25 protein-coding genes are annotated in these 23,595 nt (G+C 40.4%); 15 read left to right on the top strand and 10 right to left on the bottom strand.

The window, feature by feature from the left end; genetic code table 11:
* Positions 1 to 57 precede the first annotated feature (57 nt).
* The 5 genes from PHAL_RS0118250 (at position 58) to PHAL_RS0118270 (ending at position 6,859) form a co-directional block, all read left to right on the top strand.
* Positions 58 to 1,200, top strand: coding sequence for a PepSY-associated TM helix domain-containing protein (locus PHAL_RS0118250; protein WP_016709875.1), 1,143 nt, complete (start codon positions 58 to 60; stop codon positions 1,198 to 1,200).
* On the top strand, positions 1,200 to 1,667 hold the full coding sequence (locus tag PHAL_RS0118255) for a hypothetical protein (protein ID WP_016709876.1): 468 nt from the start codon (positions 1,200 to 1,202) through the stop codon (positions 1,665 to 1,667). Before PHAL_RS0118250 ends, PHAL_RS0118255 begins: the two co-directional genes overlap by 1 nt.
* Before the next feature lie 230 nt (positions 1,668 to 1,897).
* The gene (locus PHAL_RS0118260; RefSeq protein ID WP_016709877.1) at positions 1,898 to 3,310 is read left to right on the top strand and encodes a family 43 glycosylhydrolase; all 1,413 of its coding nucleotides are present in this window, start codon (positions 1,898 to 1,900) and stop codon (positions 3,308 to 3,310) included.
* Positions 3,311 to 3,501: 191 nt separating this feature from the next.
* Positions 3,502 to 4,668, top strand: a complete 1,167-nt coding sequence (locus PHAL_RS0118265) for a hypothetical protein (RefSeq protein WP_016709878.1) — start codon at positions 3,502 to 3,504, stop codon at positions 4,666 to 4,668.
* 229 nt (positions 4,669 to 4,897) lie between these two features.
* Positions 4,898 to 6,859, top strand: coding sequence for a phytase (locus PHAL_RS0118270; RefSeq protein WP_016709879.1), 1,962 nt, complete (start codon positions 4,898 to 4,900; stop codon positions 6,857 to 6,859).
* Between the two features lie 40 nt (positions 6,860 to 6,899).
* On the opposite strand, the gene PHAL_RS0118275 is transcribed toward PHAL_RS0118270, so the two are convergent.
* The 3 genes from PHAL_RS0118275 to PHAL_RS0118285 form a co-directional block, all read right to left on the bottom strand.
* Complete coding sequence (locus tag PHAL_RS0118275; protein ID WP_016709880.1) at positions 6,900 to 7,484, bottom strand: YqaA family protein; 585 nt, start codon at positions 7,482 to 7,484, stop codon at positions 6,900 to 6,902.
* Positions 7,485 to 7,676: 192 nt separating this feature from the next.
* A complete protein-coding gene (locus PHAL_RS24610) occupies positions 7,677 to 8,570 on the bottom strand; it encodes a GGDEF domain-containing protein (protein WP_016709881.1) in 894 nt (297 codons plus the stop codon).
* A gap of 200 nt (positions 8,571 to 8,770) precedes the next feature.
* Positions 8,771 to 9,634, bottom strand: a complete 864-nt coding sequence (locus PHAL_RS0118285) for a PA4780 family RIO1-like protein kinase (protein ID WP_016709882.1) — start codon at positions 9,632 to 9,634, stop codon at positions 8,771 to 8,773.
* 211 nt (positions 9,635 to 9,845) lie between these two features.
* Between PHAL_RS0118285 and PHAL_RS0118290 the strand changes: the two genes are divergently transcribed.
* The 4 genes from PHAL_RS0118290 (at position 9,846) to PHAL_RS0118305 (ending at position 11,903) form a co-directional block, all read left to right on the top strand.
* A complete protein-coding gene (locus PHAL_RS0118290; protein ID WP_016709883.1) occupies positions 9,846 to 10,064 on the top strand; it encodes a hypothetical protein in 219 nt (72 codons plus the stop codon).
* 115 nt (positions 10,065 to 10,179) lie between these two features.
* Positions 10,180 to 11,070, top strand: coding sequence for a dienelactone hydrolase family protein (locus PHAL_RS0118295; RefSeq protein ID WP_016709884.1), 891 nt, complete (start codon positions 10,180 to 10,182; stop codon positions 11,068 to 11,070).
* A gap of 87 nt (positions 11,071 to 11,157) precedes the next feature.
* Positions 11,158 to 11,526, top strand: a complete 369-nt coding sequence (locus tag PHAL_RS0118300) for a hypothetical protein (protein WP_016709885.1) — start codon at positions 11,158 to 11,160, stop codon at positions 11,524 to 11,526.
* Entirely contained in the window at positions 11,523 to 11,903 is a 381-nt protein-coding gene (locus PHAL_RS0118305) for a hypothetical protein (protein ID WP_016709886.1), read from the top strand. The genes PHAL_RS0118300 and PHAL_RS0118305 overlap by 4 nt, the downstream gene beginning before the upstream one ends.
* A 40-nt stretch (positions 11,904 to 11,943) precedes the next feature.
* Here PHAL_RS0118305 and PHAL_RS0118310 read toward each other — a convergent pair whose 3' ends face one another.
* A complete protein-coding gene (locus PHAL_RS0118310; protein WP_016709887.1) occupies positions 11,944 to 12,417 on the bottom strand; it encodes a VOC family protein in 474 nt (157 codons plus the stop codon).
* Positions 12,418 to 12,612: 195 nt separating this feature from the next.
* Between PHAL_RS0118310 and PHAL_RS0118315 the strand changes: the two genes are divergently transcribed.
* Both PHAL_RS0118315 and PHAL_RS0118320 read left to right on the top strand, forming a co-directional pair.
* Complete coding sequence (locus tag PHAL_RS0118315; RefSeq protein ID WP_016709888.1) at positions 12,613 to 13,224, top strand: SDR family oxidoreductase; 612 nt, start codon at positions 12,613 to 12,615, stop codon at positions 13,222 to 13,224.
* A gap of 183 nt (positions 13,225 to 13,407) precedes the next feature.
* On the top strand, positions 13,408 to 14,061 hold the full coding sequence (locus PHAL_RS0118320; protein WP_016709889.1) for a hypothetical protein: 654 nt from the start codon (positions 13,408 to 13,410) through the stop codon (positions 14,059 to 14,061).
* A gap of 30 nt (positions 14,062 to 14,091) precedes the next feature.
* On the opposite strand, the gene PHAL_RS0118325 is transcribed toward PHAL_RS0118320, so the two are convergent.
* On the bottom strand, positions 14,092 to 14,790 hold the full coding sequence (locus PHAL_RS0118325; protein ID WP_016709890.1) for a tRNA1(Val) (adenine(37)-N6)-methyltransferase: 699 nt from the start codon (positions 14,788 to 14,790) through the stop codon (positions 14,092 to 14,094).
* A 76-nt stretch (positions 14,791 to 14,866) separates the two neighbouring features.
* On the opposite strand from PHAL_RS0118325, the gene srmB reads away from it, so the two are divergent.
* Positions 14,867 to 16,093, top strand: coding sequence for an ATP-dependent RNA helicase SrmB (gene srmB, locus PHAL_RS0118330; RefSeq protein WP_016709891.1), 1,227 nt, complete (start codon positions 14,867 to 14,869; stop codon positions 16,091 to 16,093).
* 60 nt (positions 16,094 to 16,153) lie between these two features.
* Here srmB and PHAL_RS0118335 read toward each other — a convergent pair whose 3' ends face one another.
* Complete coding sequence (locus tag PHAL_RS0118335) at positions 16,154 to 18,244, bottom strand: S8 family serine peptidase (protein ID WP_016709892.1); 2,091 nt, start codon at positions 18,242 to 18,244, stop codon at positions 16,154 to 16,156.
* 457 nt (positions 18,245 to 18,701) lie between these two features.
* Between PHAL_RS0118335 and PHAL_RS0118340 the strand changes: the two genes are divergently transcribed.
* On the top strand, positions 18,702 to 19,025 hold the full coding sequence (locus tag PHAL_RS0118340; protein ID WP_016709893.1) for a BON domain-containing protein: 324 nt from the start codon (positions 18,702 to 18,704) through the stop codon (positions 19,023 to 19,025).
* A gap of 197 nt (positions 19,026 to 19,222) precedes the next feature.
* Here PHAL_RS0118340 and PHAL_RS23950 read toward each other — a convergent pair whose 3' ends face one another.
* From PHAL_RS23950 to yaaA, 4 genes are all read right to left on the bottom strand, one after another.
* Positions 19,223 to 19,417, bottom strand: coding sequence for a DUF1289 domain-containing protein (locus tag PHAL_RS23950; protein ID WP_080571552.1), 195 nt, complete (start codon positions 19,415 to 19,417; stop codon positions 19,223 to 19,225).
* 103 nt (positions 19,418 to 19,520) lie between these two features.
* Positions 19,521 to 20,000: a DUF2059 domain-containing protein gene (locus tag PHAL_RS0118345; protein ID WP_016709894.1), complete on the bottom strand. Its 480-nt coding sequence runs from the start codon at positions 19,998 to 20,000 to the stop codon at positions 19,521 to 19,523.
* 189 nt (positions 20,001 to 20,189) lie between these two features.
* Positions 20,190 to 21,101 carry a mechanosensitive ion channel family protein gene (locus PHAL_RS0118350; RefSeq protein ID WP_016709895.1) on the bottom strand — a complete coding sequence of 304 codons (912 nt, stop codon included), beginning with the start codon at positions 21,099 to 21,101 and terminating at the stop codon, positions 20,190 to 20,192.
* Positions 21,102 to 21,207: 106 nt separating this feature from the next.
* Entirely contained in the window at positions 21,208 to 21,987 is a 780-nt protein-coding gene (yaaA, locus tag PHAL_RS0118355) for a peroxide stress protein YaaA (RefSeq protein WP_016709896.1), read from the bottom strand.
* 233 nt (positions 21,988 to 22,220) lie between these two features.
* On the opposite strand from yaaA, the gene tal reads away from it, so the two are divergent.
* Both tal and PHAL_RS0118365 read left to right on the top strand, forming a co-directional pair.
* A complete protein-coding gene (gene tal / locus PHAL_RS0118360) occupies positions 22,221 to 23,171 on the top strand; it encodes a transaldolase (protein ID WP_016709897.1) in 951 nt (316 codons plus the stop codon).
* A 192-nt stretch (positions 23,172 to 23,363) separates the two neighbouring features.
* Positions 23,364 to 23,552 (top strand): DUF3545 family protein, encoded by a 189-nt coding sequence (locus tag PHAL_RS0118365; RefSeq protein WP_016709898.1) that lies wholly within the window; start codon positions 23,364 to 23,366, stop codon positions 23,550 to 23,552.
* Positions 23,553 to 23,595: the final 43 nt, after the last annotated feature.

Genomic DNA, 23,595 nt, shown 5'->3' on the forward strand with positions numbered 1-23,595 from the left:
ACAATTACTCAAATACAATGGTAATGATAATAAATATCATTTAAATAGAGTTTAAAGATGGCAAAAATTAGCAAGCGGTTTTGGTTTCAATTACATGGGTGGTTCTCGTTACCTGTGTGGGTATTGTTCTGTTTTATTTGTTTAACTGGCACTATTTCAGTGATCAGTCATGAGCTAACATGGCTAACAAACTCACACGCGCGCGCTAGTAACCCTGACAACTTACCTGAGAAATCTAAACAATCGCTGATTAATAGCTTAACCAGTGAATACCCAACTGCTGATGTGATGAGTGTTGTTAGTTACGAACCTTATTTAGTTAATGCCATTATTTTTACTGATACCGATAAGCCATACGCAACAGCCTATGTAAATCAATACACAGGTGAAATACAAGCCATAAATCAAACAACATCGTTTATTGAATTCATGCGCACTTTACACGGCTGGTTATATTTTCCATGGCAAGCGGGCTATAGTGTAGGCTACTACCTAGTGAGCGCTATGGCATTAGTGATCTTCGGTGCCTTGGCAACTGGCTTAATAATCTATAAAAACTTCTGGCGTGCCTTTACTCAGCCAAAAATACGCTTTGGGCAAGGTAGTAAAACATTGCTAAAAGACTTACACACTGTGGCAGGTGTTTGGTCTATTTGGTTTATGGCGATTATGAGCTTAACTGGGCTTTGGTACTTAACTCAAGCCATTATGTGGCATAACGAGATCGATATTGAAGAGCATGCGCCGATAGTAAGCGAAGCCCAATTACCTAGCTCTAAAAACACACAAGCAATTGATTTAAATAGTGCTATTACAATAACTAAAAACCAGTTTAGCGAATTTACTCCGACTTACATCATGCTTCCTGAACACAACCGCGGTATGTATAGCATCATGGGGGCTGGCGATACGGTTTTTTATGATGGCTATTCATATTCTACATCTGTGAATCCTTGGACAGGCGAGATCGCAGCTAGCAAAAGTCCTGAAACCATGAGCACATTACAAACATTGTCACATATCGCAGATCCGTTACATTACGGCACAATTGGTGGTATTTGGACCAAAGTAATTTGGTTCCTTTTTGGCGTAATTTTAACGGGCATGTCTGTTACTGGTTTTATGATGTATTCAAAAAAGCTGGTTAAAGTGAAAAAGCCAAGCTCTGTCACACTGAATAATACTGCGGAGACAAACTAATGGCACGTTTACAACAAACCTGGTGGCAAGGTAACAAGTATTTACTCAATGCACTGATCTTGGTGTTGCCTTGTATCTATATTTATCAAGCGTTAAACCCTACTTTTCCTGAGCTATGGCAAGAACACACTGTAGGTGAGTTTAAAATAGCCCCTATGCCATTAAATATGGAACAACCATATTCGCATCATAACGAATATGTAAAAGACTTCTTTTTAGCATTTAACCAAGGTGAAATCAGTAATATTCGCCAAGCTTATTTAAATATAGGCCCGTATCCTTTGCCGCTAACTGAGTTAGCAAAGGGTGATGAAGGTATTATGCACGGCACCAATCATGGACAACACGCCCATGCTATAGCACCGTCGGGTATCAGCAAGGACGATAAGCTTTGGATCACCATTCAAACTTGGCAAGGTGAAGAACTCATTCAACACTGGGCGATCCCAAACCAATTAATACCGTAAACTATTCGCTTGGGGCACCTTGCCCTAAGCCTCTCCCTTCTTAGTGTGCTACTTAAAGTGTGCTCTCGTTTATAAAAACCAGCTTAAATCATTAGTTCATTAACTTTTATTGAACATTACAAAACAAACCCTTTACAAATATATTAATATAATAAAGTATTACAATTCATAAAGGCTAATTATCTGCCTTCGCTAATAATCTAATCCACACACAATAATTTGGAGACACTATGATATTTTCTAATAAAGTGATAGCCACTGCATGTATAGCTGTTGGTTTTTGTGCTAATAGTGCTTATGCAATTGATAACGGTGTTTACACTATTGAATCAAAATACAGCGCCAAACTTGTCGAAGTTAGTAGCGCACAAACCAATGATGGCGCAAATATAAGCCAGTGGACTGCAAATCAACATAATACTCAACGTTGGATCATTACCAATGTTGGAGGTAATAATTACTCTGTGATCAACTTAAACAGTGGTAAAGCGATGGAGGTGTACGACTGGGCCATAGCTGATGGTGCAAATGTCGCACAATATGAATATTCTGCAGTGGCTACACAACATTGGCAAATCAATGACAATGGCAACGGTTACGTGAGTTTCATTAATGCCAATAGCGGCAAAGCGCTCGATTTGTATGAGTTTAACGGTAGCGATGGCGCTAATATTAGTCAATGGACCTACAACGGCAGTGATGCTCAGCTTTGGCAACTCAATAAGCTGGCAAACGTAGAGTCTGCCCCGTTTGATCCTTCAACCACCAATGGTGCAACAAATCATTGGCCATTAACAGGTAGTTTAGTGACTCATGATCCGACCATTAGTTACGAAAATGGCACTTGGTGGATTTTTCAAACCGGGCCTGGCATTGCCGGAAAATGGTCAGATAATGGAGTTACTTGGAATGATGCAGCAGCGATTTTCCCTAATGGTTTAAATTGGTGGTCTAACTATGTGCCTGAGCATGATGGCATCGATGTCTGGGCACCAGAGCTGAAAAGCTATAATGGCCGTAGTTGGCTTTACTATGCCGTATCCACCTTTGGTTCACGGGTTTCAGCTATTGGTTTAACGTCAGCCACTAGCGTGTCAGCCGGTAACTGGCGAGATGATGGTTTAGTTATTAATACCACCAACAGCAATAACTACAATGCCATTGACCCTGATCTCGTCATCGCTAAAGATGGCGCCCCTTGGTTAGTCTTCGGTTCATGGAATTCAGGCATCAAATTAATGCGTATTAATCCGATCACCATGAAACCATTTGGTGAGCTCTATTCATTAGCTAGTCGCTCTGGTGGGATTGAAGCACCAACTATTATTTATCGTCAAGGTTATTACTATTTATTTGTCTCCGTGGGTAAATGCTGCGCGGGAACCGACAGTACCTACCGTATCGCATATGGCCGTGCCAGTGATATCCGCGGCCCTTACTTAGATAAAAATGGCAACAACATGCTCTCTGCTGGCGGCAGTATTTTAGATGCTGGTAACAATCAATGGGTCGGCCCAGGTGGGCAAGATATCCTAAATACTGATGTGATGGTTCGCCATGCTTATGACGGCGGTGACAACGGTGTGCCAAAGTTACTGATCAGTACGCTTAATTGGGACTCAAATGGTTGGCCAAAATATTAAATAACCTTGTTAGCTTTTCATCAAGCTTATTTACGCGCTTGATGAAAAGCTGTTAACAGCCAAACCTGTTTGCGCACTGTTAAAATCATTCATAAGCAGTTAATTGCTGAAATGTTTCCATCGTACACAATTGCCTAATTGCACTTAATTAGTGTAGCGTAGGCGAGTTGGTCTAGGTTAATGGGGAATACATGCAAAGCAAACAACGAAATGTTATCAAGTATATTGCCATACTTATACTAATAGTGCTTTGTTGGTTAGAGCAATTTAATAGCTATATAATGGCTTTTCTTGATCAAGCTTTAGTCCAAGCCTCACTCGTGTACGCTTCTGCTCGCAGCGTAAACGGGATTATTTCGTTACTGCAATCGGCCGAAGTGGGCATCGGCATAGCCAGCATTGCGCCTGCACAATTACTTGATCCCGTTAACGATTTAGCCGAATACATTGCCGATGCAATGCGTATGTCATTAGGTTCATTATTTATCCAACGAATATTATTTAGCATCTCTTCAGGTGTCTTTTTCAGTAGCCTATTCACCGCCAGTGCTATTGGTTATCTACTCTGTGATTACTTTGGCTATTTTAAACAGCTCACAAGCAAACTACTCGCCAGTCTTGTTTTAGTGCGGTTTTTAATCCCACTGGTGGTGCTCACCACAGGTCTTGCCAGCCAAGCGTTTTTAGATGAAGAGATTAACTCTCAAAATCAATATGTTGAAAACACCGTTGACACGCTCAGTGCCAAAGCCAACACAACCTCAGCGTTATCAGCGCAGTTAAGCGCAAAAATTAATAGCCAAAAGCAAAGTAGCCTCGATGAACTGGAACTCATTGCTGTTCAACAACAGCAATTAAAGGCAATTATTACCGATAATAAACAGCAACTTGATGAATTAGATAAACAAATTGAGGCTATTCAAACAACCCGTAGTTTAACCGAAAAACTCACCTTAACAGAGCTGCCACAAGCCAAACCATTATTAAAAAAACAGCGCGATCTAAGGCAACAGCAAGCGTCGCTCAACAACCAATTAGCGGCATTACATCTACAAAAAAATCAACAGCTGAAATTGTTACATGATTATAATGATCAACTAACGGGTAACTCGGGGAATTTAATTAGCAAAGTTGTTGATACTGTTAGCACTGGTATTGCCGAAATGGCCGATTCGTTGGAAGGGTTATTTATTGAATTTTTAAACCTTGTGTCGCTGCTGATCATCAAATTATTTTTAATGCCTTTACTATTTTTATACTTATTTTGTAAGGCGTTTAAAGCTATTTGGCAACGCTCTGTATTACAGGCTTTAGCACAACTAAAATCACAAATAACCACCACTATCACAGACAAATAATGGCTTAGGGTCAAATCAGCTCACCCTGTATTTTATAGATAAAAGAGTCAATAACAACTCAAAACGCTCAATATAAATAAAATTAAAACAATGAGTTATATTATTTAAAGTGATACCTAGATAAAAATAATCAATTTAACCTTTGTGGTAAAAGTCTTAATTTTGTCACGGCTTTGTCATAAAAGTTATTTAGCTTGCACCGCATATCTGGCTAACTTAGGACTTACTTGTGCCAACACTTAAACCACTGGCTTATGCACTGAGCATAATTACATTCACAGCAACATTAGGCGCTTGCAGCAACCAAAATGTGCAACCCTCTGCGTCAGAGCACACTGCGCTCAAGCTAAATAGCACGCCATTTTGGCAACAAAATAATATTCAAGGCTCGCAAGCCGCTTGGCTTGTTGACGACTCATGGTTACTCGCGAGTGAGAGTCAGGGCCTAATTATCGTTTCAAAAAATGGCCAACACAGTGACATTATTAAGTCAGGTAATTTTGAAACATTATCAGTACGCACTATTGCTGAGAACACGTTTTTAGTGGCCAGTATAGATAACGAGCATGATCACGTTGCAATATTCAAACTAACAAATACTAATGGTAATTGGCAACTTACAACACACTCTGCCATTATCACCCCACAGGCAAAACCTGAAGCAGTATGCCTATTTAACAACCTCAATACTGGCAGTATTTCAGCATTTGTTGCCGATGTACGAGGTTTAATGACAGAAACCTTAGTGTACAATTTTGTCACAGGCAAAGCTCCAAACATTGCAGTACGTGAGTTTGCAGCGGTCAATGAAGCTGCTGGCTGTACAGTTAATGATAAAAATCAACAACTATTTATTAGTGAAGAAGAACTGGGGATTTGGCAAATGAATGCCAATGCAGAGTCAACGGCAGCTAAGCACCCTGTAGCCATGGTTACGCCATTTGGAGAGCTTGCCAGTGGTATTGGTGGATTAACCACCAGTGCTGATGGCAGCTTATGGTTTACCACCAGCAACGACAATAGCTTATACCGATACAATACCGAGCATAACTTGCAACAAAAATGGCAGCTAGCTGGCGATCACAGTATTGGTTCAGTGGCCGTGACAAATGACGTAGCCGGTACGCAAGCTATTATGTACGATGACGAGACTGGCGCGTACCTCAGCAGCCAACTAGTGCTAGAGCCACTTAGTAGCGCTTCATCATCACCGAGCAGCGTGACTAAAACAGCACATGTATATGCAAACCTACAAACTGAGCCAGTTGCGGCCTTTGGCGATGCCGCTGACGACCCCGCCATTTGGGTGCACCCAACAGATACCAGCAAAAGTCTGATCCTAGGGACCGATAAACGCCGCGGCCTTATGGTATACAACTTAGCGGGTGAGCAAACGCAAGCGTTGGAAGTGGGTAGAGTTAACAATGTTGATGTTCGCCAAAATCGTCGCATCAATAACCCTACTAATACCTTAATAGCAGCAAGTAACCGCAGTGAAAATAGCATTAGTTTATTCACCGTCGATCTACAAAATAACGTGCAACTGCTAGGCAGCGTAGCAACAAATTTAACTGAAATTTATGGTTTATGTATGTACTCTTCTCACTCTGGGAATTACGTATTTGTTAATGATAAATCAGGGCTATACCAGCAATATAAAATTACCAACCAACAACAAAAAGTGGCCGGTGAACTGGTGCGTGAATTTAATCTACCAAGTCAGCCCGAGGGCTGCAGTAGTGACGATAAGAATGGCGAACTTTTTGCCGGTGAAGAAGACGCTGGAATTTGGTTTATCAGTGCTGAGCCCGATACAAAACAGCAACCCATTTTACTGCAATCAATTAATGAAATGTTGATTGATGATGTCGAAGGGATGGAAATTTATCAAGGTACTAATGAGCGTTTACTCGTGGTATCAAGCCAAGGTGATAATAGCTATGTGGTATATAGGATAAACAAAGGTGAACATCACCCGACACTAGAATTTACCAGCAAATTTAATATTATTGCCAATTTAGCTCACGGCATTGATGGCGTGTCAGAAACGGATGGCTTAACAGTAACCGCTAAGCCTCTGCCAGGTTACCCACAAGGCGTGTTAATTGTGCAAGATGGCTATAACCGTATGCCTCAACAACCGCAGAATTTTAAACTGGTTGATTGGCGCCAGATACAAAACCTGAAATAAAAGTCGCCACTCAAGCCTTGTTATTGCCGCTTTTAGGCGGCTATAGCAAGGTTGTTATCCACCAAATAAGTAACACTAATAGCGTTAAGCCAATCACCGCTTTGGTTTTATGTTTTTTAATAACCCGCTCTGCTTGATTACCCGCAAAGTAAACCACCAACGCCAACCCAAAGTAGCGGATTGAACGCGCGATAGTCGTGGCAATTAAAAACATCACAAGTGAATATTTAGTCGCACCTGCAGCAAGCATGGCAATTTGAAAGGGGATGGGCACGATCCCTAACGTGATCACAAACCAAAAGCCTTGTGCCTGCATTTGCTGTTTTACTTGTTCAAACTGTTCAGGATTTGAAAAAGTATTAATTACCCAATCTCCAACCGCATCAAATAAATAATAACCCAGTGCATAACCAAATAGCGCACCAATGATACAGCCGACTGTCGCCATTAAGGCGATTAACCACAGCTTTTCACGGCGAGCTTGCATTAAAGGCACTAACACCGCTTCAAGTGGGATAGGAACGATTGTTGATTCTAAAAATGAAGCCGCTGTTATGCTGGTAAGCATATGTTTTGAATCAATCAATTGTCGCGTTTTCTGCTTTAAACGCTTAACAACAGTCATGGTAATCCTTTAGAAAATAAATTCATAATATCAATACACTGCAAGCTCAATACCAACCGCTTCAGTGAAATAAAGGCATTGTTTAATAATGATTTTTCTTAAAAAAGTTAATTAATTGGCCGGCTTGTCTGAATGAGGCTGTAAAAATCCCAGTCAAAATTGTAAATTTTACTGTAATCAATAGCTTAGATATTAAGCAAGGTTATATTGGTCTCGCCCACTGTTTTTAGCTTTATATAACGCCTGATCAGCACGCTTAACGACCTCAGTAAGCGATTCGTTGGCAGTCTTAAACGACACCCCAATACTCACTGTAACCTTACGTTGCTTATTCAACTCTATAGTTCGTGCAATTGCGAGTAACTGCTGGCTAAGCTCGATGGCAAATTGCTGATCATCGCCGGGCACAAATACAGCAAACTCCTCACCTCCTAAGCGAGCAAACACACATTCTTGACTAAATGCCTTGCTATATAATGCCGCCAGTTCAGTCAGAACCTTATCGCCCACATCATGACCAAATTCATCGTTAATCGATTTAAAAAAATCGATATCAATAATTATCAGGGTAAATCGCTGAGTTTGCACCTGCTGCATATGTTGATAAAAAAAGCGTCGATTAGCTATTTTAGTTAGATAGTCTGTGGTCAACTCTTTTGATAAGCGTTGCTGAGTGCGCTTTAAATCCGCCATTGTTAGCTTTAAACCATAACAGGTAAGCAACATGCCCGCAGTACGTAAAATATCTTCAACATAAATACCAATAAATAATGGCTGAGTTAAAATTTCATCAAGAAGATCAAAAGTTAATCCTGCTGTCCAAAGCGTCAAACCGAGACTCAAGTGAACATAAGCAGTCGTCGACAAATTGGCTTTTTGTACGATCACAAAAATAGCCACCACAATTAAAAAGTTAATAGCGTCAGTAAGTACACCGTTTAAAAATATATGCTCATCAAGATCAGGTAAAAAAATACAATATAAAACAACAATCAATACCAGTGACAATATAAACATCGACGCAAACGCTCGGTGTAGCCACTTTCTCTCAAGCTGCTGATTAAATTCATTTTCACAGTATGCCATACGCGATTATCACTGCTTAAATTATCACTTAATAACTAACCTTAGCACAAACACATGAACCTATACTGCAGCTAATGCATCACGCGTGTATTTAATAACTTAGTCACCACGATAGAAAAATTTTGACACCTGTGTTCCTAACTGTCGTTTAGAGCAACTTACTGTGCAGCCATGTTTTGCCTTACTCAATCAGGGTAAGGCTAATCTTCGTCAGGTGCTTGTGCAGCCTTTATTCGCGCTTGGTTCTCTTGCATTTGCTCAAATGCCGCTCTGATTTCATCAAGTACTGAGTCTACATTAGCGGCAGTATGATCATCTGCGATATCACCATAAAGCACGGTTTCAGGAGTTAATTCACCCGCTTGGTACAAAGCCCACATTTCTTCACCAAAACGGGTATCGAGTATTTCTGGTGCGTACTGTCCGTAATACAAACGCATATTACGTACGTCACGTAAAAACATCTCGTGGGCATTATTATTCGCCGCCGCATTAACCGCTTGCGGTAAATCAATCACAACTGGACCATAACTGTCGACTAACACATTAAATTCAGACAAATCACCATGCACAATCCCAGCACAAAGCATCAAGCGAATGTAATGAATCATAGTGGCGTGATCTTCGATGGCCTGCTCTGCAGTTAAACTGACATCGTTTAAACGCGGTGCAACATCACCTTCATTATCGGTCACTAAGTCCATGATCAGTACACCATCATAACAACCATAAGGCTGCGGTACTTTTACACCAACCCGAGCCAGCGTGAACAGCGCATCTACCTCTGCATTTTGCCAGACGTTCTCTTGTTCTTTACGCCCAAACTTCGAGCCTTTCTCCATCGCCCGACCACGACGGCTATTACGTACTTTACGCCCCTCTTGGTATTTTACGGCTTGTTTGAAGCTGCGATGCTGCACATCTTTATAGACTTTTGCACAGCGAATGTCATTGCCGCAACGGACAACATAAACCGACGCTTCTTTACCACTCATTAACTGGCTGATGACTTCATCAACGATACCGTCTTCGATTAACGGTAGGATCTGTTTTGGCGTTTTCATAACACGTTTATACCGAACTTAGGCATACCTTTTAATCTTCTCGCACACTATTTTATTTGACAGGCCCTTACGTTAAAGCAAAAGCACATGAAAACCAATGCTAATAAACACACTATCGAATTTATCAAACTGGTTAAATAACAAAAAACTTGACTAAATCAGCTAAATCCACAAACTGCGAGGTTAACAGCCTAAATTATACTTACTTTATATGAATTCAGAAATACGCTACCACTTCCAATCAGCTCAAATAGCAAATCGTTTTTTAAACGAATTAAAACACTGGCCTATCGCTCGGGTGAAAACAAAACTGCTTAATGGTGGCTTTGATGTAAAAGTAAGTTATCAATTTGATGGTGAAGGGTTTGACTACACGTGTGCTGAACTTGATGACTTAGCCGCAAAACATGGCGGCGAAGAAGTCAGCTAACTTTTGTTCAGTCACTGCGATTAATTTTGTTTGTTGTGCAGACAGCAATATACATTGTCAGCGCTCTCAGCTATGTTATTAAAAAACTAAATCATCAATAACATAAGGTACTGCAATGAATAACCCACATTCAGATCATATTCCTCAAGAAGCGTTTGATTGGTACGACGAATACGCCCATGGCAAAATGAACCGACGTACCTTTATGAAAAAACTAGGTGGCTTAGTCGCACTTGGTTACTCCATGACCGTACTCACTTCAGCACTATTACCTAATTACGCCCTCGCCGAACAAGTCTCATTTAATGACGAAGCAATCAAAGCCACTTACCAAACCTTTGATTCACCCGATGGCCACAGTAAAGGCCAAGGTTACTTGGTCATACCTACGGGCCTTACAGGTAAACGTCCCGTGGTACTAGTGATCCACGAGAACCGTGGCTTAAATCCATACATTAAAGATGTTGCCCGCCGTTTAGCTAAAGCGGGCTTTATTGCTTTTGCACCCGATGCACTATACCCACTTGGGGGTTACCCTGGCAATGATGATGAAGGGCGAGCAATGCAACGCTCTATGGACAAAGAAAAAATTCAAAATGATTTTGTCGCGGCCGCTAACTATTTAAAATCACACCCAAACAGTAATGGTAAACTCGGCGCTGTAGGCTTTTGTTTTGGTGGCTATATTGTCAATTATTTAGCGGCTGTGGAATCAACCTTATTAAATGCCGGTGTACCTTTTTACGGCACTCCTGCCAGCGAAGCACTGCGCAAAAATATAAAAGCTCCGTTGGTAATTCAACTTGCAGAGCTCGATGAGCGGGTAAATGCAACATGGCCTGATTATGAGCGTGACTTAAAAAGCCTCGGTGTAGATTACCAAATGCACATGTATCCCAAAACTAACCATGGTTTTCATAACGATTCAACGGGTCGTTACGATAAAGAAAACGCTGAACTTGCTTGGCAACGAACACTGGCATTTTTTAACGAAAAACTCGTATAACTTCAGTGCAGTGTTTAGTAACATAGCTAATAACAAGCTAAGCACTGCCACTTTCTCACTAAACTCATTTAAGAAATCACCGCCCTCATGAGCAAATTTTTCCTGTTAAAATACCTGACATTTTTTTTCGGTTGCATGAGTTGTTTTATTCTTCATACTCAGTTTGCTATTCCTGCTGTTATTGCATCTTGTTTAACTGGCCTCGTTGGTAGCTTTATTCCTTTTCCCAAGCAGTATGAATCTCACCCTTACGCAGCTATTTATGCAGGAAGTTTTGCCGGTATGTGCTCTCAAGGTTTGATCAGTAGTTACTGGGAACTTGCCATTATTTCTTTCATTGGCGCTACGTTATATGTACTGACTAGGAAAATGTTTACTGGCTTTGGTGGGAAACTAGGCAGTATTGCCTTTATCAGTGTTGCTTTATTTGTCCTTGCGAAAGGGATTGTACTATGAATTTAGCATCGATTTTATTGGCATTACTAGGCGCATTCTCGACTTTTTATTTGGCGAGACATCATCGTCTGGGTGCTATTAGAGCCTCTGCCATTTTGTCTATCCTTACTTACCTTATACTCCTGCCGACTGATTTTAACGCAGAGCTATACAGCACCCTCTTTTTTGGTGGCTCTTTTATTGGCATGAGTGCGCCAAAACGCTTTGGTATCTATACCCTATTTTCATCCAGTATTATGTTTGCAATGCTATTTGAAAACTTAATTCCGTATTTTAATAACTTTGGTGGCGCTTTAGGCGTCAGTGCATTTTTATCTGTATGTATTTGCCAAGTGGCAATTATACTTGGCGCGCCACGCAGTAAAAAGCACCACTAATCGTATTGATAAACTAAGGTGATTTAACGGGGATTAACCTTTACGCGTCTTCTTCTTTGCTAATTAAATCAGCCATACGTTGGCTTATTTCGTCTTCGCTAAGATCTTCTTTATGGGTGCCAATAGTCCAAACATGGCCAAATGGATCTTGTAATGTACCTGCTCTATCTCCGTAAAACTGATCGTGTACAGGGCGAATTTCTGTAGCGCCTCCTGCAATCGCGTTAGCAAACACGCTATCTACATCCTCAACGTACAACATTAAACTAACCGGTGTCCCCCCTAATTCATCAGGGCTTTTAAAATGTACCTCTGGGCACATATCTGAAAGCATAATATGCGAGTCACCTATTTTAATCTCCGCATGGGCAATACCGCCATCAGGTAAAGGCATTTGCATAATAAGCTGAGCATTGAATACCTGCACATAATACTCTATTGCTTTCGCTGCACCGTTAATTATCAAATAAGGAGTTATTGCATGATACCCCTTTGGAATAGCTGAAACCGTCATTTTATTCTCCAAATGTGTGTTCTTGTTCATAAAGATAGTCGATCTTAGCTGAAAGTCAGCTTTATAAAGTAATAATCGAGACATTCAATTACTGATCAAAACAATCGCAATAACGATTGCCCCTTTAAAAATAAAATTTCCCCCCAAGGTCTATGTGTACTGTAAGCAATTTAACTAGTTGATAAGGAGTTATGTATGAGTAAGACATTAATCATAGGCGCGAGTGGTCAAATTGGTAAATTAACAACGCAATTACTACTTAATGATCAGCAGCATGTGGTCGCACTGGTACGTGATAAAAACAAACTAAGCGAGTTAAACAGCCCTTACTTAACAGTGCTTGAGCAAGATCTTGAAGGGGACTTTAATCAAGCATTTACAGATTGTGATAAGGTTATTTTTGTAGCTGGCTCGGGCGGTAACACCGGTGCAGATAAAACCTTATTAATTGATTTATGGGCCGCAGTCAAAGCCGTTGACTATGCAAAGCAACATACTATTAAACACTTTATTATGGTCAGCTCAATCGGTGCAAATGACCCAGATGCGATTGAAAGTGACATAAAGCCTTACTTAGTTGCAAAGCATATGGCTGACGAACACTTAATCAATAGTGGCTTAAATTATACGATTGTACGCCCTGGTACACTTACTAACGACAGTGCCTCATTAAAAATTACCACACAACGACCCAGTGACCGTAAAGAGGCCAAAATTAGCCGAGGAAATGTTGCCAATGCATTATTACAAGTAGCTAAAAATGCCCCGAGTGAGAATCAAATTTTTGAATTATTTGATATGAACTAACTCCAAGCAGTGTAGATCGGGGCGTGTATACATGCTCCGATCTAAGCCCAAATTAAACTTCTGCGTTTTTCGCATACCTGCAATTGAAGCTACATTTACTTACAAAACATTACATTTTTAAGGTACAAAAATAGACGTGTCTCTCTAAACTAATTAGTAACTAACACATAAAAGGACTTAGTTATGCTAACTAGAATGCTCTGTATTGTAACCTTATCAAGCTTTATTAGTGCGTGTGATTCTGAAGATCTCGAAACTGCTAATTTTGGTTCTTCACTTTATAAAAATGATTACACACTAATCAACGCGACGAATAGCGAAATTGATTTCCACATGGCAAATACCGAAATTGCAGGCGATGAACGAGACGTAAGCAGTAATAAGTACTATATTGAAACCCTAGCCAGTGGTGATGAGCCAACAACCATCCGCCACGAACATAATGTGGGCTATAAAATTTCTTTTTATGTGCAAGAGCACAGTAAAGCTAGCCGCCACCACAAAAAGCAATTTAAGGTAAAAAACGATCAGGATTATCATTTCATTGCTTGGCAAGAGCAAGATGCCTTGCGCTTAAGCTTAATGAAAAACCAAACAAACAATAAACCTGACTTTTTTGCAGTGAGATTTTTAGCCACAGAATCAATGACACTTATGGTGAACAAACAACCACTCATCATGGCCAAAGGAGAGATAAGCCTATGGCGCCATGTTGACGACTGTAATGATGATATTAAAATTAATGATGAAACACTCTCAATTTGTCACACATCTTATGGTAACTCTTATACATTCGTGATCGATAAAAGCGGCATTAAAGCAACCATTAACGAATGATAAACCTCGCATTAGTGATGTAAAACATACCTACATTTTTAAATAAAAATCCTTACACAGGGCAATATACTCATCACTATATTGCCCAGCTTCACCATGAATCGTTAAATGGGTCAGCTCACATAAACGAGCCTGATAGGCAAAACACATTAAGCTGCGACTTGGCGCTTTTGCTTTTGTTGTATTCACCAAACAATGGCGTACTAAATGCAAATCTTGCAGTTGTGCTTGTGTTATAAATTGCTGTGCTTCTGGACATGGTAAAATTACATTTAGAAATGACTTTTCATGGCTAAGTCGTTTAAATGCGCTGATAAGCTCACTAAAACTCAAACTATCAGTATGACGTGCTGTATTACGCGCTTGATCATCCCCTTTTAAACTGGCATTAAAATACGGAGGATTACTGATCACTACATCAAACTTAGTAATGCTGTTTACTTGCTGAATAGCTTTTTGCACCAGTGCAATATCGGGCCATGGACTATTGGCAAAGTTTTGCTGCGCATCAGCACACGCATTCTCATCAATTTCAACAGCACTAACGGCCATGCAGGGCTTGCGTTGCTTACACATCAATGCCAATAAGCCTGTTCCCGTGCCAACATCCAGCAACCGCTGTGCAGTGACTAAATCAGCCCAAGCGCCCAGTAAAATACCGTCCGTCGAGACCTTCATCGCGCTGCGCGTTTGCGCTACTTTAAATTGTTTAAACACAAAGCCTGACATTTTTTCACCTTTTCATTCACCAACTGGCGGATAGCGCGTATAATTAACGGCAATTGTCCTCTATTTTTGACACTCTATGCAATTTTCTGATTTTGATATTGATAACAAGCTACTGCAAGCCGTTGCTAAGATGGGTTACGAAACCCCAACGAGCATCCAACAACAAGCTATTCCTGAAGCGCTGCAAGGGCGAGACATTTTAGCTTCTGCACCTACCGGTACTGGTAAAACAGCTGCATTTTTGATCCCAGCTATTCAATACTTACTTGATTTTCCACGTCGGGAGCCAGGCTTCGCCCGTGTTTTGATCATGACGCCAACCCGTGAGTTAGCTTATCAAATTCATGAACAATGTGAACTACTTGCTAAAGGCACCAACCTTAAGATTGGGGTGGTAACTGGCGGTATTAACTACGGTACGCATAAAGAAATATTTGAAAAAAATAACGACATTCTAATCGCCACACCGGGGCGATTAATGGAATATTTAGAAACTGAAAACTTCCACGCCGAAAACGTCGAAATGCTTATTTTAGACGAAGCCGACCGCATGCTCGACATGGGCTTTCGTAAAGAAATGATGCGCATTTGTGAAGAAGCTAAAAATCGACGCCAATGCTTTTTGTTCTCAGCCACCCTTGAAGGCGACAGTGTTGAGCGTTTTGCTGAGCAAATATTAAATGACCCTGCGCTGCTTGAAGCTGAGTCATCACGAAAAGAAAAAGCCAAAATCCATCAATGGATCCATTTAGCCGATGACTACCATCATAAACTCGAGTTATTAGTTAATACACTAAATGGCCCTGATGTTAGCAAAGCGATTGTGTTTGTAAAAACCCGTGAACGCCTTGAAACCTTAATTGGTGAACTCACTAACAACGGTGTTAAAGCAGCATGGTTACGTGGTGAAATGCCACAAGACAAGCGTATGAAGGCAATGGAAAACTTCCACAGTGGCCGCACTAAAATACTCGTGGCGACTGATGTTGCAGCCCGAGGAATTGATGTGGCAGATATCAGCCATGTCATTAACTTTGATATGCCACGCACCGCAGATGTATATGTGCACCGTATTGGCCGTACTGGTCGCGCGGGTAAAAAAGGCATTGCGATTTCATTAGTGGAAGCCCACGATATTGCAATTGTAGCAAAAGTAGAACGTTACACAGAGCAAAAGCTTAAACGTCGTGTTATTAAAGGGCTCGAGCCAAGACATAAAGAAGCTAAGTTGCCAATTAAAAAACTCAAAGATCCGGCAAAAATTAAAGCCCGCAAAAAGGCGAAAGCTAAGAAAAAGAAGTAATCATTTTCTTTAATGTGTACAAAAGCCGAGACTGTTATAGCCTCGGCTTTTTAGTATAACTTACTGGCATTTACCTAAATCTTTCCATACCGCCCATGCAGATGAATTATCAGCAGGGTTGGCACCTTGTGTCCACCACTTAACGCTGTAACGGTTGCCACTATAGGCGACTTCATTTCCTGCGGTGTAGGCCGTTGAGGCACTCCACGCAGCTAAACCACTGCAACCTGCTGGTGGCGTATCACCATCAGTTACTATCACTGTTTTTACTAAACTGTGATTGAGGCCTTGCGCATCACTTACTGTTAATTTTACTTCATAAGAGCCGGGAGCTTGATAAGTATGAGTTGGTGTTTTTGCATTGGCTGCATTACCGTCGCCAAACGTCCAGTTATAAGCCGTTACCGCTACATCATCGGTTGATGCGTTAGTAAAGCTCACCGCTAAACCAGTTACGCTAAAATCAAAGTTAGCTTTTGGCGCTTGATTTACAGCACCACCACCGCTACTTTGACAGTTACCTTGACGTGACCATACATTCGAAAAGACTGCCGGACTTGCACCCGTTGACCACCAAGTTGCTTTATATTTAGCTTGGTTATACTCAACTAAATCACCGACACGGTATGCTTTTGCTGCATCCCAACTTGCTAAACCATCACACCCACCTACCGGGGTCGATGAAACCGTCACCGTCTGACTGCGTTGATTTTTTTGCCCTATCGTATCCGTCACTTCTAAAACAACCGTGTAGTTACCTTCTGCTGCATAAGTATGAACAGGGTTTTGCGTGCTTGCAGTATTTCCATCACCAAAACTCCAGCTATAACTGCTAATGCCTTTATCATCAGTGGATGTATTACTGAATGTCACTTGTTTGTCATTTACCGAGGCACTAAAGCGCGCGACTGGTGCATTATCAACACCACTGCCACCACCACATTCAGATTGCGTTAAATAATCATAAGCATCTTTTGCTTTAACAATACCAAAGCCGTATGACGTATCACGCCCTGGTGTGCCTTTGTCTTGGGCTGTTACATTAAGTGCATCACGAATTTGTTGATTACTACAATTTGGAAAGTAACTCCATACTAGTGCTGCAACACCCGATACATGCGGTGTCGCCATTGAGGTACCACTAATACTTTTATAACCGCCGTTATTCCACGTTGAATTAGTGCCTACACCCGGCGCTGCAATTTCAACTTGTGAGTTATATTGTGAGAAGGAGGCTTTATTGCCATTACGATCAACCGCAGCCACCGATACCACAGAGTCATACGATGCCGGGTAGCTTAGCGAGCTATTTGCATCATTACCTGCCGCCGCAATATGTAACATGCCTTGCGCATAACTATTGGCAAATGCTTGACGTTCAGCATTAGATGATTGTGGTCCCCCTAAGCTCATACTTGTCACACTTGCACCTGCTGACTGACACTGAGCAATTGCAGCAACAAGATCAGAGCCGTATGCCCAGTGACCTTGATCGTTAAATACCTTAACTATATGCAGCCCTAATTGACCCGATGAATTAACCCCAACAACGCCCAACCCATTACCGCCAAGTGCCGCAATGGTTCCCGCTACGTGAGTACCGTGACCATTACCATCGTTGTACCAATTCCCCGTATTATTAGCGCCATATCCATCACTACCTGTGATCCCTGTATTTGGTAAGTCAGGATGGTTAAGTGCATAACCGGTATCCATAATACATACTTTTTGATTACCAGTTAGATTGTCTGATAACTGTTGAGCTTGTACCATAGTGATCCCATAAGGCGTGCTCTCAGCCATTAAATAGCGCTTTGGATCTACTTCGATACTGGCTACATCCTCACTTTGCAACAATCGCGCTTTTTGCTCCGCCGTTAAAACCACCGCCATAGCATTAATATCTGGTAAACTTTGCAGCACTTCTACATTTGCTTGCAGAGCAATATCACTCATCAAATTCATTTTAATCGTATCAACGTGGGCTTTACTGCGCGCAAACGCAGTGTGTACCGCTGCTGTTTGCTCTGATAAATGCACGATAAAACGCGCTGATTCTACTTGCTCTGCCATTGCAGTGCTTGCAGTTGATAATAGAATCGCACTCGCTAATGCAGTTATTTTCAATGCGGGGGTTTTCGACGCTTTCATTTTAAAATCCTTGGATGTAAATTTAAATAAGCTATGAACTTACAATTAATTCACAACCCTTTAATGGAAACACCACAAGACAACGCTGTCAACTTAGTAATTGTAATCTATTAAAGTTTAAAATAGAGCAATTAATCTATTGTAATTTAAAGAGAATTATTTCATTTAAATATTTATCCCAAAACTCAGCTACACACCTTTAATTTATTAAGGAATGACATTCTCTGTAAATTAAATGTTACAAATAGCTATATACTGTATTAATCTAATAAAGCTAAAAAAGGAACAAATAAATCTAAAATAATGACCACTCATCGTATTTTTTACTCAGTAGAATGTAAAAAATTCTTAAGGTCACTATGAAAATATTAAATATCTTTAATTTACAATAGGTTAATTTTGGAATGGAATTTGTAACTAAGTAAATGTCATTCACTAAGCAAACTTGAGGGAAATCATGAACCGCTTTAAATTAACTGTATCATTAGTATCACTATGCTGTGTATTTTTACTCGCCTGTGCAACACAAGTCAGTGCAGCCACCAGCACGATTATGATCAGCAGCGTTTCTCCTCAGCCAACTTTACAACAAGCAATAATTGATAAACTACGCCGCAACCCAAACCTAAATCTTACACAACTGCAAGTGCATGTTGATGGCAACAAAATAGCCCTGTACGGCCAAGCTGCAACCGGTTTTGAACGCGCACTGGCACAAAAGTTTTTAGAAAACACCCAAGGTATCGCTATCATAGAAAATAAAATGCAAGTGAGAAATTAAAGAGCTTAGAGAGGCTAGGTTGGAGAATTTAATTGCTCGTTGTGTTTCTATTTAGTGCTTTATTAGTGCTGATTTTTATATTCACAAAAGTTCAACCCTCTTCAATATTGTAATGGCATGTAGTATCAAGTAAACAGTCAGTTCGAACTTAATGCCTGCCAATATAAAATTAATAGCACGAAGATAATTCATCATAATTATTTATGTCGGGCGTTTTTGCGGTTTTGGCATTCATTAAGAATATGCTGTTTTTGTTCTGGGTTGGCGCTGTGCCAAGCTAGGATTTCAGCTAGGGTTCTAAAGCAGCCGAGGCAAATATCATTGCCATCCAAACAGCAATGACGAATACATGGATTGTCGGGCTGCTTGGTGTTCAACTTATGACTATCCATTTTGAACCCCGCGTCGTTATTACTTACTAGACAGTAGCGGGTGTTTTTAGCTGTGTCTAATAAGTAATCTTAAAAAGCAGCACGCAATCATACAAAGCTAACTTTACTTACCTTGATGTTTTGCTAAGAATGGTTGTAGTCTTTCAAGCAGCAGGCCTTGTTTTAACTGCCCTTCTTGCATACCTAACTGCGCACCTATTTGCATTAGCTCTGGTGATTTAGCAAGAAACTTTTGCCCTGTGGGTGTTTCATAAAAGGCGATTAACTCATTGATTTCTTTTTCAGTAAAATTCTCAGAGTAGATTTCAACTAATTCTGTTAAAATTGCTTGTTGATCAAAATCATACTTAAACCAATCTCGGTAAATGTTTTTCAACTCTTCTTTAGCCGCGGCATCTAATTGTAACTGTACCGCCATTTGCTCAATAACTGGTAACATTGCTTCAAAACCACCATTCATCTGCTTATCCATGCCCATTACTGAGAACATTCTTTCAACTGAGCTGGTTGCCTGCTCTTGTGCATAGGTGGGATTGGTTAATATTAATAGTGAGAATGCGCATATTGATACTAGTTTTTTCATTGTAACTTCCTTATAGGGGATAAATAAACCTGTACTTATCTTACTCTTATTGCTGCTATTTCTCAGTAAAAAACTTAATACAGGAAATATGCGCAAAGCAAAATCCTATTGCCACCAGCATATATGTGTAAATTAGCACTATCAGCAAGTAAATATTACCTGCTGATACACTGACTCTAAAGCGAGTAATTACTCAGTCTGCTGTTGCTTTTCACTGATCATTGCATCGAGTTTTTCGCCGCCTTTGATACCAAAATCAAGGGTGCGAATTGGGAATGGAATACTAATATCAGCATCACTTAGTGCTTGCTTAACGGCTACAATTGCTTTGTGGCGTACTGTCATAAAGTCAGCCTCACCTGGGTATTTGATCCAAAACCACACCAGTAAGTTGACACTGCTGTCACCAAAACTGTCAGCATATACTGCGGTTTCCTGCTGTTTAATAACAAAATCAAATTCATTAATTTTTTTAACTATCACCTCAGCGGCAAGCTCAGGATCATCACCGTATGAAATACCCACCGGTACTTCAATACGGCGCACGCCTAAGGTACTGTAATTACGTAATACATTACGAAACAGTATTTTGTTAGGCACTAAAATTAATTGCCCGTAGAAGTTTTCCACCAAAGTGTTACGCAGGTTTATTGACTTAACAGTGCCAAACACATCATCGGTTTTAATGACATCACCTGTTTTAAAGGGCTTGCGGATCCCCATAGCAATACCGGCAATAAGGTTTTCGGTCATATCTTGAAAAGCAAAACCAATGGCAAGGCCCACAATCCCCGCACCGGCAAGCAGTGAGGTCACTGTGCCTTTGAGCCCCATAAAATCAAGTGCAACAAATAATCCCACGCACAATATTATCATTTTAAATATTGATGCCATCAAATCGGCAATTTGTTTAGAGTCCAAAGAGCGGCGTAATAAGTTACGCATCATCGAGCCTAAAAAGCGAGCGAGGATAGAAAATACAATGGCAATGATCACTGCCACTATAAAATTGGGAATGTGGCTTATGACAACATCAAACCAGCCACCGAGTTTCTCTTCTATTAACTTTTCAGCTTCACTGATAGAAGGTATTTTCAACATTATTTAACCCTAAGTATTCTTACATATACTCAAGGTACTGCAAAATAAGCGCCAAAACGTAAAGCCATGGATTGCATGGCTATGTAAACTGAGCGATGTTTAAAAATTAATTTTGCTCGTCACGCATAAATACCGGTTCAAGTGCTTTTTGACTCGCTTCTTCACTGTAGTAGTAACCATCAACAGTAAACTTTTTCAGCTCACTTAACTGCGTGATTTTATTTTCAATAATGTAGCGTGCCATTAAGCCGCGGGCTTTTTTAGCGTAAAAGCTAATAATTTTATATTGGCCGTTTTTACAGTCTTTAAAGTGTGGAGTAATGATTTGCGCATTTAAGGCTTTTTTATCAACCGCTTTAAAATACTCGTTTGATGCAAGATTTACTAAATATTGGCTATCTTGCTCAGCGAGAACAGTATTGAGCTTATCGGCAATAATGCTGCCCCAAAACTCATATAAGTTTTTGCCGCGACTATTTTCAAGCTTAGTGCCCATTTCTAAGCGATACGCTTGCATTAAATCAAGTGGTTTTAATAACCCATAAAGGCCTGACAAAATTCGTAAATGGCTTTGCGCGTAATCAAGCTGGCTTGCAGTTAAGCTGTTTGCATCTAAACCACCGTATACATCGCCATTAAAAGCCATTACAGCTTGTTTGGCGTTGTCGGTAGTAAACGGTTGTGACCATTCGCTAAAGCGTGCAGCATTGAGGCCGGCAAGCTTATCGCTTATTTTCATTAAACTGCTAATCTGCGCCGGTGTTAACTCCCGACACACAGTCATTAACTCTTCGCTGTGCTCAAGTAACTCAGGTTGCGTGAATTTATCGGTACTTGCTTGGCTCTCGTAATCTAAATTTTTTGCAGGTGAAATAACAGTGATCATAGTTAGCTATTGACTTGGAAATTATTTAATGTCAATTTCAACATTAAATGAAACGAAAAGCACGTTTTGTTTGTATCAATCTTATGATACCTACCTTATTCGCATAGCAAATTAAACGATGCGCCTTCGTTCTTTACTGATACGGACATAAGACCTATAAAGCACTGTCACAGTGTTGCAGTATAAGGTAGTTACAGTATTTTCTTTTAACTTGCTTGGAATGAGGAAAGCAAATGACTTCAGCTCTACAAAGGCTCAAACAACATTCATCTATCGTAGCGGACACTGGTGATATTGAAGCGATTAAGAAACACCAACCAGAAGATGCAACAACTAACCCTTCACTGCTATTAAAGGCTAGTGAAATTGCAGCCTACAAACCATATTTAGATAAAGCGTGGAGTTATGCTAAAGAAACCGAGCAAGACGCTGCAAAACAATTAGAGCTCGCGTGTGATTACTTTGCGGTATTACTTGGTAAAGAGATCAGTGAAATTGTACCTGGCTACATTTCTACCGAAGTTGATGCACGTTTATCGTTTGATACTCAGGCAACCATAGCTAAAGCGCATACTTTACTGAGCCTTTATGAAAAAGAAGGTGTCAACAAAGATAAAATTTTAATTAAAATAGCCTCAACATGGGAAGGTATTAAAGCCGCTGAACAACTTGAGAAAGAAGGTACTAAGTGTAACCTGACTTTATTGTTTAGTGATGCTCAGGCTCGTGCATGTGCCGATGCTAACGTATTTTTGATTTCACCATTTGTGGGCCGTATTCTTGATTGGCACGTTGCCAACGGCATGGAAAAGCCTACGGATCCATTGCAAGATCCTGGTGTGCAATCAGTACGTAGCATTTTTGAATTTTATAAACGCCATGATTACAAAACCGTGGTTATGGGTGCAAGCTTCCGTAACACCGGTGAAATCATCGCCTTAACGGGTTGTGACAAGCTAACGATCAGCCCTAACCTATTAGAAGAGTTAGGCAACCTTGAAGGCGCACAAGAGTATTTACTTGAAAGTGATATTGCTAAAGAGCCAAAGCCTGCGCCACTGACAGAAACACAATTTCGTTGGTTGCATAATCAAGATGCGATGGCGACTGAAAAACTAGCCGAAGGTATTCGCTCATTTGCAGACGCGCAAGAGCAGCTAGAAGCACGCTTTAAAGCAATGTAAACGGCTTTATCGACTCGTTAACTAATGAAAGATTAAACGTCGCATATGCGGCGTTTTTTTATGCAAAAATATAATCCCTATTCATTAATTTATCACTTATCTGTAACATAACCGTCACTTTTTTGTTCTATTTTAGTTTGGCCTGTGGTATAGGTATTTTCGAGGTTCAAAAAAATTCAATAGGAGAAGTTCATGGATAGCCTAGACGATATTTTAGAAATGTTAGAAGGTCCTGATACAACAAGAAAGACCTCTCAGAAAAATAAAAAGAGAAAATGGCGTGAGATCGAAGCTTTAAAAGATAAGCAACGTTTACGTAAAGAACTACAGGAACTAGATTTTTTTGCAGACAATATTGCGATTGATGAATTAGATTTTTAATTTAACTACGCAGTAAAACTAACCAACTAAAAAGGCCCTTGCT

It is taken from the genome of Pseudoalteromonas haloplanktis ATCC 14393 (genome assembly GCF_000238355.1).
Lineage (GTDB): Bacteria > Pseudomonadota > Gammaproteobacteria > Enterobacterales > Alteromonadaceae > Pseudoalteromonas > Pseudoalteromonas haloplanktis.

Bases quoted from the DNA above. Each gene is read 5' to 3' on its own strand.
- PHAL_RS0118250 (WP_016709875.1), top strand. From the start codon at position 58: ATGGCAAAAATTAGCAAGCGGTTTTGGTTTCAATTACATGGGTGGTTC.
- PHAL_RS0118255 (WP_016709876.1), top strand. From the start codon at position 1,200: ATGGCACGTTTACAACAAACCTGGTGGCAAGGTAACAAGTATTTACTC.
- PHAL_RS0118260 (WP_016709877.1), top strand. From the start codon at position 1,898: ATGATATTTTCTAATAAAGTGATAGCCACTGCATGTATAGCTGTTGGT.
- PHAL_RS0118265 (WP_016709878.1), top strand. From the start codon at position 3,502: ATGCAAAGCAAACAACGAAATGTTATCAAGTATATTGCCATACTTATA.
- PHAL_RS0118275 (WP_016709880.1), bottom strand. From the start codon at position 7,484: ATGACTGTTGTTAAGCGTTTAAAGCAGAAAACGCGACAATTGATTGAT.
- PHAL_RS24610 (WP_016709881.1), bottom strand. From the start codon at position 8,570: ATGGCATACTGTGAAAATGAATTTAATCAGCAGCTTGAGAGAAAGTGG.
- PHAL_RS0118285 (WP_016709882.1), bottom strand. From the start codon at position 9,634: ATGAAAACGCCAAAACAGATCCTACCGTTAATCGAAGACGGTATCGTT.
- PHAL_RS0118290 (WP_016709883.1), top strand. From the start codon at position 9,846: ATGAATTCAGAAATACGCTACCACTTCCAATCAGCTCAAATAGCAAAT.
- PHAL_RS0118295 (WP_016709884.1), top strand. From the start codon at position 10,180: ATGAATAACCCACATTCAGATCATATTCCTCAAGAAGCGTTTGATTGG.
- PHAL_RS0118300 (WP_016709885.1), top strand. From the start codon at position 11,158: ATGAGCAAATTTTTCCTGTTAAAATACCTGACATTTTTTTTCGGTTGC.
- PHAL_RS0118305 (WP_016709886.1), top strand. From the start codon at position 11,523: ATGAATTTAGCATCGATTTTATTGGCATTACTAGGCGCATTCTCGACT.
- PHAL_RS0118310 (WP_016709887.1), bottom strand. From the start codon at position 12,417: ATGACGGTTTCAGCTATTCCAAAGGGGTATCATGCAATAACTCCTTAT.
- PHAL_RS0118315 (WP_016709888.1), top strand. From the start codon at position 12,613: ATGAGTAAGACATTAATCATAGGCGCGAGTGGTCAAATTGGTAAATTA.
- PHAL_RS0118320 (WP_016709889.1), top strand. From the start codon at position 13,408: ATGCTAACTAGAATGCTCTGTATTGTAACCTTATCAAGCTTTATTAGT.
- PHAL_RS0118325 (WP_016709890.1), bottom strand. From the start codon at position 14,790: ATGTCAGGCTTTGTGTTTAAACAATTTAAAGTAGCGCAAACGCGCAGC.
- srmB (WP_016709891.1), top strand. From the start codon at position 14,867: ATGCAATTTTCTGATTTTGATATTGATAACAAGCTACTGCAAGCCGTT.
- PHAL_RS0118335 (WP_016709892.1), bottom strand. From the start codon at position 18,244: ATGAAAGCGTCGAAAACCCCCGCATTGAAAATAACTGCATTAGCGAGT.
- PHAL_RS0118340 (WP_016709893.1), top strand. From the start codon at position 18,702: ATGAACCGCTTTAAATTAACTGTATCATTAGTATCACTATGCTGTGTA.
- PHAL_RS23950 (WP_080571552.1), bottom strand. From the start codon at position 19,417: ATGGATAGTCATAAGTTGAACACCAAGCAGCCCGACAATCCATGTATT.
- PHAL_RS0118345 (WP_016709894.1), bottom strand. From the start codon at position 20,000: ATGAAAAAACTAGTATCAATATGCGCATTCTCACTATTAATATTAACC.
- PHAL_RS0118350 (WP_016709895.1), bottom strand. From the start codon at position 21,101: ATGTTGAAAATACCTTCTATCAGTGAAGCTGAAAAGTTAATAGAAGAG.
- yaaA (WP_016709896.1), bottom strand. From the start codon at position 21,987: ATGATCACTGTTATTTCACCTGCAAAAAATTTAGATTACGAGAGCCAA.
- tal (WP_016709897.1), top strand. From the start codon at position 22,221: ATGACTTCAGCTCTACAAAGGCTCAAACAACATTCATCTATCGTAGCG.
- PHAL_RS0118365 (WP_016709898.1), top strand. From the start codon at position 23,364: ATGGATAGCCTAGACGATATTTTAGAAATGTTAGAAGGTCCTGATACA.